Raw genomic sequence first — 1,169 nt, 5'->3', positions numbered from 1 at the left:
GCTAAGGGATAATTGTGCCTAGAACAAGCAAATAGAAAATCAATTTCATAGTGAATAATCAATCTAGAAGGTAAAAATGGGACTACAAAGTAAATTTTTAACATTCAACAGCAATATCTATATAACTCGTCAAAGCGACGAATATAATAATGCTCGCCAAAAAGACGATAGCATTACAGAAGACATTCGCAAAAAATTTAGAGAAAATGGGTATCCAGTCCAAGAGGATTTCATTCAAGGTTCTTTAGCAACTAACACAGCGATCAAGGAAAAAGGGAAAGACTTCGATATAGATAGAGCGATTGTCATCAACGAAAATGATGCCCCAGAAGATCCTACTATTCCTAAAAAAGTTGTATTAGATATTTTAGAGAATAGAGGATTTAAAAATGCAAAAATAAAAAAACCATGTGTTACAGCAGATTATCAGAGTGAAGATTTACATATTGATATTCCAATTTATAGTAAATCCTCTTCTGGTCTTTATAAATTAGCCGTCGGTAAAAAAAATTCTGATGAGAATAATAGAGAGTGGTCTGATTCCGATCCCAAAGGTTTAATTGATTGGATCAATGCTAAAGATAGCTCAGGCATTTATGAAACACAGAAACTTCTGCAATTTAAACGATTAACTAGATACATAAAAAGATGGAGAAATATCAAATTCCATGAGGATACCTGCCGGAAGGTTTTTTCGATCGGCCTTACTGTAATGTTCAAAGAAAAGTTTCAAAGTTCAATTAATGATGAAGGCCTTGAAAATGATCTAGAAGCCTTGAAAAAAACTATCGATCAAATACTAGATCATTCCACTTACTTTCAATACCAAAACGACAGTCAATGGAAAGTAAAAGTAGATTTACCCGTATCTCCATATAGAGACATTTTCTCTGGGAGTAGTGTCAATACAGGAACTCAATTAAAAAATAAGTTATCTACATTGAGAAACAAATTACAAAATGTCATTGATGAACCAGATGAAGCCAAACAATGTGATCTATTAAGAGAAATATTTGGTGAAGATTTCCCTGAAGGAACTAAAAATAATTCAAAAAATGAGGCAGCTAAAGTTGTATTTTCTTCAGCTGGGTCTGTAGGAACTTCTCAAGGCGCATGAACTATCAGATAATAATTCAGTATCTAAAAGGCTGTGGATACTCAGTATCTAC

Annotated in this window: 1 protein-coding gene; it reads left to right on the top strand. The window is 33.0% G+C overall.

All coding sequences use genetic code 11. From position 1 onward, the window contains the following. Window positions 1-76 precede the first annotated feature (76 nt). Window positions 77-1,117, top strand: coding sequence for a nucleotidyltransferase domain-containing protein (locus tag HUN22_RS17165; RefSeq protein WP_174731923.1), 1,041 nt, complete (start codon window positions 77-79; stop codon window positions 1,115-1,117). Window positions 1,118-1,169: the final 52 nt, after the last annotated feature.

The organism is Acinetobacter lactucae, assembly GCF_013344765.1.
GTDB lineage: Bacteria > Pseudomonadota > Gammaproteobacteria > Pseudomonadales > Moraxellaceae > Acinetobacter > Acinetobacter lactucae_A.
Note: the sequence above shows the minus strand (reverse complement) of the source record. Positions and strands in the feature narration are given on the sequence as shown.